The organism is Coprococcus sp. ART55/1 (assembly GCF_000210595.1).
Classification (GTDB): Bacteria; Bacillota; Clostridia; order Lachnospirales; family Lachnospiraceae; genus Coprococcus; species Coprococcus aceti.
In genome coordinates this window covers 2,693,015-2,701,003 of the sequence record NC_021018.1, presented here as the reverse complement: position 1 = coordinate 2,701,003, position 7,989 = coordinate 2,693,015, and the positions used below count along the sequence as shown (strand labels likewise).

Here is a 7,989-nt window from a genome sequence, read left to right as displayed (position 1 = left end):
TCAGTTACAACGAGCGCCAGTCTTCCATACTCCACCTTGTCCTGTATGAGGGCATGTGTTCCGACCACAACCTGCACATCCATATTCTTGATGCGGCTGTACATCTCTCTTTTCTCTTTCGCTGTCATGGAACCCGTCAGAAGTCCCACAGATATTCCGTATGGCTCAAACAGTGAACTGAGCTCCTTGTAATGCTGAACCGCCAGAACCTCAGTCGGTGCCATGATCACTCCCTGATAGCCACTTGCAGCCACTGCGTATAATCCGGCTGCTGCAACTATGGTTTTTCCTGATCCGACATCCCCCTGAACCAGCCTGTTCATGACATGTTCAGAGCGCATATCGTCAAGCATATCACGCACCGCATTCATCTGCGCCCCGGTAAGCCTGAACCTCAAGTTCTCAATAAACGTCCTGACCTCCTCATCACAGTTTATTATACATGTATTTTCTGCATACACATTGTCGTCTTTTATCCTGTGAAGGTTTGATATAAAGCTGTAAAATTCATCAAATGCCATCCTCTTCACAGCCCACTTGAGCTTCTGCTCATCCTGAGGAAAATGAATCGAGTGGATAGCCTTTTGTATACCCATAATATGGTACTCATCAAGCACATTGTCATGCAGGTAATCCTCAAGCCTGTCTATGGCTTCCTCTGCGCCTCTCACAGCCTTCTGTATGGTCTTCGAGGTTATACCGGGCGTTACCGTGTACACCGGCTGCCAAACATGCGTAAGTTCGCCGTATTTATCATCAGTGTAGTATTCCGGCTGCGTCATGGTCATCATACCGCCCTTATAAGCCACATTTCCTACAAACACAAACTCCTGACCTATATGAAAGAAATTACGCAAAAAAGGACAATTAAACCAGGTAAGTTTAATTGTCCCAGAGAAATCCTTTGCGTACAATATTACTATGGTCAGTCCATGTACTTTTCTGACCTCCGCACGGCTGTTCACAACAGCCCTCACGGACTGCCTGCTTCCCGCCTGCAGATCTGATATATCCACCGGATCCTCATAGGTGACATATGTCCTGGGGTAATTGAGAAGCAGATCGTTCACCGTCTCTATCCCAAGCCGGGCAAATGCCGACGCAGTCTTGTCACCTATGCCTTTTATTGTCTTTATGGAGTCATTCAATTCCATACATACACCTCTTCACAACGGATCTCACAGATACACAGAAAGTTATTCCACAGATACTATATAATAGTATATCGGCTGTCCGCCATAGTAGCACTGCACATCAACGTCCGGATATGCCTCCTCCACTCTGCCAGCAAGCTTCTGCGCATCCTCCTCAGACACATCAGCACCATTATATATGCTTATGACCTCTGAATCCTCATCGACCGCATCTGCGATCAGTTCAAATGTTACATTCTCTATATCATTTCCAACACTGACAAGCCCCTTATCGCCGATACCCATGATATCGCCCTCCTTGATGGCCTTTCCATCGATCGAGGTATCTCTTACGGAATAAGTTACCTGTCCGCTTTTGACATTCTTGACAGCCGACTTCATGGCAGATCTGTTCTCGTCCACATCGACTGTACTGTCGAATGCGATCATGGCGCTTATGCCCTGAGGAGCATTCGCGGTTGGAATCACAATTATATTCTTATCTTCACACAGAGTTGCCGCCTGATTAGCCGCAAGAACAACATTCTTATTGTTCGGGAGTATAAATATATTCTCGGCATTCACATCATCGATCGCATTGAGCATATCCTCAGTGCTTGGATTCATGGTCTGTCCGCCTTCTATAACACGGTCTGCTCCAAGCTCTTCAAAAAGAGTCTTGAGACCATCACCCATGGATACCGTAATAAATCCATACTTCTTACGAGGCTCCTTATGCTCCTGCTTTCTGTGCTGTCTCTCTTCCTCCTGCTTCTCGGCCTCATCGCGCTCTGCCTGACCGATAACACGCTCATGATGCTCTATCCTCATGTTGTCTATCTTCATATTAGTAAGGTATCCAAGTGTAAGACCCTTTTCAAATGCCTGACCAGGATGGTTGGTATGCACATGTATCTTAACTATATCATCAAGAGATACACATACTATCGAGTCACCTATAGACTCGAGGAAGCTCTTCAGATCATCCTCCTCAGCCTCGCCATATGGCTTCTCAAGATTGATAATAAACTCTGTACAATATCCAAACTTTATATCCGCTGTGGATATGGAATCGTTGCCTGCGCCTGTGGATGTTCTTGCCACATTCACTGTTCCTGTGTTCTTGCTGAGTTCAACTGTAACTCTGCCCATGAGACAGTCGACAGCACCCTTGAGCACCACCATGAGTCCCTGTCCACCTGAATCGACCACGCCGGCTTCCTTCAGAACCGGAAGCATCTCAGGAGTGGAATCAAGAACGGCATCTCCATATTCAATAACCTCGTCACAGAACTGTGCAAGGGACATATCTGCATCAGCACACTCCCTTGCCTTGGACGCCACGCCCTTGGCAACTGTGAGAATCGTTCCCTCCTTAGGCTTCATGACAGCCTTATATGCAGTCTCCACAGCCTTCTGAAAAGCGTCTGCTATAACGTGAACATCTATGGTCCTTGCGTCCTGCACTTTCTTGCTGAAGCCTCTCAAAAGCTGTGACAAAATTACACCTGAGTTACCTCTGGCGCCTCTGAGCGAACCTGTGGACATGGCCTTTGCTATGGACTTCATATCATCAGGTGCCGCCTCAACCTCCTTCACTGCAGACAGGATTGTCAGCGTCATATTGGTTCCTGTATCTCCGTCAGGCACAGGGAACACATTAAGTTCATTGATATATTCCTTGTTCTTATCAAGATTATTGGCACCGGCAATAAATGCTTTCTTCAGTGCAAGCGCATCAATCGTATTACTCACTTTACTCTATCCTCCAAACTAATCAAGTACTTTAACATCTTCAACATAGACATTGATATGGCTGACCTTAAACGACGTAAAATCCTCTACCTTGTACTTTACCGACTGCATAAGATTGTCTGTGACAGCCTTTATACTAACGCCATAAGCAACAACTATGTGCAGCTCAATGACTATATCACCATTCTCATCAAAACGTACATTTACACCCTTAGAAACATTGTCTCTGCGGAGCTGCTTTACAATTCCGTCCTTGACACTGACTATTCCCATTCCTACTATTCCAAAACAGTCAAGGGCTGTAAGTCCTGCAACCTGTGCAACAACACTCTCATCTATACTTACTTTACCGTTATCGCTATTAATATATTCCTTCATACACGACTCCTTTCTAACAAAGTCACCAGTGTTCATCATATCTACCGACTTATAAACACAATTACTCATCAATTATAGCATAAATCTAATTTTATTCTATAGTATTTCTTCATTTCCAATAAAAAATAAATATTTTGCTTGCATATGGAAAAATAATCTGCTATTATATGTCTTGTTGTGAACTTAGGAAGAAAGTTAGTTTATTCATTGAAGGAGGTGCTATTATGGCAAAATGTTCAATTTGTGATAAAGGTGCTCATTTCGGTATCAAAGTGAGCCACTCTCATAGAAGAGCAAACAAGATGTGGAAGTCAAATGTTAAGTCTGTTAAGGCTGTAGTTGATGGTACACCAAAGAAGATCTATGTTTGTACATCTTGCTTAAGATCTGGTAAGGTCGAGCGTGCATAATATTTGCATAATATCACCGATTCAGTTCTGGTATAAATAAGAGTGATGATCCTCAAGGATCATCACTCTTATTTTTTTATCTGCAGGAGAATATATAAGATAACAGCAATAATATAACGATTATGAGAAATTCCACAAATCCACTTATGAAATATCCTATAACCACTCCCACCGCTGTGAAGAAAAACGCAAATCCTGTGAATTTTTTCCAGATAAAAAATCACCACCATAATGATTTATTATCATTATATGTGGTGACTTTTTAATAATGCATTTCCCAACGCACTGAATCTCACTTATATTATATATTCTGATATTTATTATTCTGTGACAGATTCCTCTGACTGTGCGACATCATTTATCGCCTTGTCAACATTCTTCTCTTCCTCTGTCTTGTCCTTCTTGAACAGACCCACGATCTTATCTACGACCTCTGGGGCCATGTCTATGATCTTTGTTACGGCATCCTGGTTCTTGAGATTTACAAGTCTCGTATTTCCTCCTGAGACGACAAGAACAGCAGACGGGCTCATCTTTGCTCCGATTCCTCCGGCAGCTTTGTTGCCGTCCTGCTTATTGAACGCTCCGGCAGCCATACCAAAATTGACATCTACAAGAGGAATAATGATCGTGTCACCGACATACACAGGCTCTCCCACCACCGATTTCGATGATATAAAGCCATCCATTCCCTTAAACATAGAACCAAGTGTTCCCTCAATATTCATATTTGCCATATCAATTTCCTCCTGATATCTTTTTTAATCGAGCAATAGTTATCTTGACATTCTTGTTCCAGATCACCTTCAGCACGCTCCAGCCGATTGTTCCAAGTCTTATCCTGCCCTTCATGAACAGGTCTCCTTCCAGCCAGGCTTCAGAGAAATCCGGTGTTATATCTATATTATCATAGTATAGCGGGAAAAGCAGGCTCATATACCCCAGGCGCTCACCTGTTGTTGCCGGGTCATCCGCACCATATATGATCTGCCCCTTAAGCTTTGTGGGCTTAAGATGCTTTAACACCTTTATCAGTTCAACCTTGAAAACTCTCATGGCTTCCTTTGTTCTGACATTGTGTACAAGCTTAGTATAGCCATCTTTTTTCTTTTTCAGACTGGCAAACTTCTCTGACAGATCTTTGAACTTCGATACAACCGTCTTTGCCATACTGTCTATCCTTCTGCCCAGCCTGATGAGCGGCCCCGGTACGGGCTCCTCAAATTCGCTGTCCTCAAGAAGAAACTGCCTGTCCTCCGGCTCCACCGATGGATAGTCTTCATATCCCGGACTGTCAGAAGCTTCTTCCTCTGTCTCAGCCCGACTGTATTCCCCGGGTTCAGAATATACCTCTTCTTCCGGCTCCGGTATGGCACTTTTTTCGCTGCCCATGATGGTTCCGCCAAACAGCCTCAGCCTGTACCGAAGGCCGTCCGAATCATACAAAACCTTAAAACACAGGACAAAACCAAGCCATCTGGCAGAGAACTTCGCAAATATGTCATCATCCTTCTTCACATACGCCCTGTATCTCACCGGCGCAAACAATACGAGAAGTGCAAGAAGCACTACCAGTCCCACCAGCGACAGGATAACTATGAGCAGTATCTTCAATATCAACCAAACAATATGCATGCTCCATCCCCTTAGACCCAGAGACTATCTGGTCACGATGCAAAAAATCTCTCCACATCAACATCCCCGGTCTTCTTATATATATCATCTATTATATCCCTGACAAGCAGTACAGCCTGGAATCTGCTTGGAGCTGCACCGACAATATGTATAGCATCGCCCATGTCAGTGTAGATCTTCTGCCTGAGTTCATTCAACTCATATATCTCCAGAATCCCATCTCCAAACAACGGAAGTGTGATAACGAACACTCCAGGCACATATTTTACTCTGTGGAAGCGCCTTATTCCTCTGACCATCCTTATGATCTGCCGATCCCGTGCTCCACCAACATAAAACTTATCATCAATGACCATATTCAATCACCTGTAATAAACAGTTTATTCTTCCATCATCTGCTTTATAACAATATAGTCCGCAAGAAGTTCACTCTTTTCCCTGCATCTCGAAAGAGATCCGTTTACATATTCCCTGATCTCATCAGTGGTGTTGAAGAAAACAGGTATGTTGGAGAGTATCTTTGCCATGATGGCTCTGTTGACTGTCATTGAGTTGGCAGCAAACAGATCAGCAAACTCATTTGTCAGCTTCTCCTTACATGCAGCTATATAATCAGTATCCACATTGAGTACGCCCATCACAGCTATATTGTCTATATCCACAAACATACTTCCCGAGAGAAGCTTATCCATGATCTCCAGATCTCTGTATGTATCCTGAAGCTCATTTGCGGCAATATCATCGGTGTAACCGGTTGAGATGTCGTACACAGCGGACTCAAGCATTACCTTATGCTCTCCTGCCAGCTCCTGTTCTCCGACGATATCGTCAAGGAGTGCATATACATCCTCAAGATGCTCTCCGTCGTCAGCGACAGCCTTCTCTATGACGGTCATCGCTTTCTTACAGCTCTCAGATACGCCTTCCTTTGAATCCAGCGCAAGCATCATAACATAGAGATCATTTACAAGCTCTATGATGAGCATATATTCAGTCACAACCGAATTCAGGAATGCTGCACTTCTGTCCAGCACATCAGTGAGCTTTCTGTAACCATCGTAATCAAGAGCAGTGTAATCACCGGCCTTTAAGACCTCAAGCGCCTCATGTAGTTCAGGGTACTCTGTCTCAAATCCCTCTGGAAGTCTTATGAGAGCAGTATTCTCGATCATCTCAATAAACTGGTCAAGAGACTCCTTCTCCACTCCATTATATATATCAAGCGTTTCTCCCAGAATGTCATAGAATCTGTTCTTTGTCATACGTATCGGGAGCTGTCCTATTATGGACTGCAGTTTGGAGTTAATGGCAACCTTGTCCTGATCTGCGAACACAAATCTGTATATCTCTTCTGCAAAGTCACTGACGCCCGCCTCATCGAGCTCCTTAAGCTCCTTCTGTATCTCCTCGTCAACATTCTCCGGATAACTGTATTCTTTCCTGTTTAAAATATACTCATACATCTCAAATGCATCCGTGTATGATGTGAGCACCTTCATCTTGGCTGTTATGGTGTTCCTGACATCCGAGATAAGCTTCATATCAGCATCCTCGCACACCGTCTTATCTCCCACAACAAAGTCGCCTATCAGCTTGTCGATCACAGCCTGGCACTGAGCGATATATGGATCATCAGGGACATCCCCATCCATATGCATGTCCTTGAGTGTCAGGTAATTCAAGGTGAATTTGTGGCATGCATATTCATAATTTGCTTTCGATGCCACCCCTGCAAACAGTGCAAGATTCCTGTCCAGATCCTTCTTTCTCTGTATATCGGTTATAAGCTTCTTCTCTTCATTATACATAATAAACTTCCTCTTTTATCTTCTTTATAAATCTTTGATCATATATCCTAGTTGTGTGTATGGGTAAACAGATGATCCTGACAATACTCCTTGTTACCTGTACACTTTGAGCAGTACCTGAACTGCAGATCAGGATAATCTTTGTCCGTTCTTCCACACACAACGCATCTGTGTCCGATATTCTCCTGTTTTGCTGTCCGCACCTGCCTGTTATAATTCCGCCGCCTCTTCATCTGCTTTGGCGAAAACTTTCTGAAGTTCTTCGTGCTCAGATAGAATATCACAAAGCTCACAAGTGACATGGCTATGTTCACTCTTCCCATAAATGTCTCATTGATGAAGTAATACGCTATAATGACGATATACAGTATCGAGAGATACTTCATCTTGATTGGTATGATCATGGCGTATAACACGCTCATGTCAGGATAGCATACCGCTATGGCAAGGAATATGGACATCAATATATAATATGTCGATGCATATGCGAAATAACCAGTCGAGCTCGCGTAATCATACCTTATGATATAGGTACAGAATATGTGTGCAAGCATTATACCGATCATGGTAAACAGCATGGAGCTGAACATGTACAGATTATAAAGGAATGTTCCGATAGTACGTTCCAGCAGAGATCCCAGACTGTAGTAAAATATCAGCATGATTATCGTGAATATATCGACACCGAATACCGGTGGTGTGATTATCCATGTGAAAAGTCTCCACACCTGTCCATGCATTACCGCCGCCGGATCAAGTGTCAACATGAACAGTATCTTTGGCTGGAACATGAACAACAGATATCCTATACCGTAGCCTATGATGAGGTATAATGTGAGGTTTCGAATGGAGTATCTGCCAAACTTCTTC

At 43.6% G+C, this 7,989-nt stretch carries 9 protein-coding genes; 1 reads left to right on the top strand and 8 read right to left on the bottom strand.

Annotation, left to right across the window (positions count from 1 at the left end; all coding sequences use genetic code 11):
• From CCU_RS12145 to CCU_RS12135, 3 genes are all read right to left on the bottom strand, one after another.
• Window positions 1-1,154, bottom strand: a 1,154-nt coding sequence (locus tag CCU_RS12145) for a DEAD/DEAH box helicase (RefSeq protein ID WP_208896227.1), incomplete at its 3' end; no start/stop codon positions are given.
• A gap of 42 nt (window positions 1,155-1,196) precedes the next feature.
• On the bottom strand, window positions 1,197-2,888 hold the full coding sequence (locus CCU_RS12140; RefSeq protein ID WP_055144575.1) for a DAK2 domain-containing protein: 1,692 nt from the start codon (window positions 2,886-2,888) through the stop codon (window positions 1,197-1,199).
• Window positions 2,889-2,906: 18 nt separating this feature from the next.
• Entirely contained in the window at window positions 2,907-3,266 is a 360-nt protein-coding gene (locus CCU_RS12135; protein WP_015534873.1) for an Asp23/Gls24 family envelope stress response protein, read from the bottom strand.
• A 224-nt stretch (window positions 3,267-3,490) separates the two neighbouring features.
• Here CCU_RS12135 and rpmB point away from each other — a divergent pair, with 224 nt between their 5' ends.
• Entirely contained in the window at window positions 3,491-3,676 is a 186-nt protein-coding gene (gene rpmB / locus CCU_RS12130; RefSeq protein ID WP_015534872.1) for a 50S ribosomal protein L28, read from the top strand.
• A gap of 320 nt (window positions 3,677-3,996) precedes the next feature.
• Here the strand turns inward: rpmB and CCU_RS12125 are convergent, their stop codons facing one another.
• The 5 genes from CCU_RS12125 to CCU_RS12105 all read right to left on the bottom strand — a co-directional run.
• Window positions 3,997-4,413, bottom strand: a complete 417-nt coding sequence (locus CCU_RS12125) for a GerW family sporulation protein (RefSeq protein ID WP_015534871.1) — start codon at window positions 4,411-4,413, stop codon at window positions 3,997-3,999.
• 1 nt (window position 4,414) lies between these two features.
• Entirely contained in the window at window positions 4,415-5,311 is an 897-nt protein-coding gene (locus CCU_RS12120) for a DUF2953 domain-containing protein (protein ID WP_015534870.1), read from the bottom strand.
• Window positions 5,312-5,343: 32 nt separating this feature from the next.
• Window positions 5,344-5,667 (bottom strand): hypothetical protein, encoded by a 324-nt coding sequence (locus CCU_RS12115; protein WP_015534869.1) that lies wholly within the window; start codon window positions 5,665-5,667, stop codon window positions 5,344-5,346.
• 24 nt (window positions 5,668-5,691) lie between these two features.
• Window positions 5,692-7,119: a hypothetical protein gene (locus tag CCU_RS12110; RefSeq protein ID WP_015534868.1), complete on the bottom strand. Its 1,428-nt coding sequence runs from the start codon at window positions 7,117-7,119 to the stop codon at window positions 5,692-5,694.
• A 47-nt stretch (window positions 7,120-7,166) separates the two neighbouring features.
• On the bottom strand, window positions 7,167-7,989 hold an 823-nt coding region (locus tag CCU_RS12105; protein WP_208896226.1), incomplete at its 5' end, for a hypothetical protein.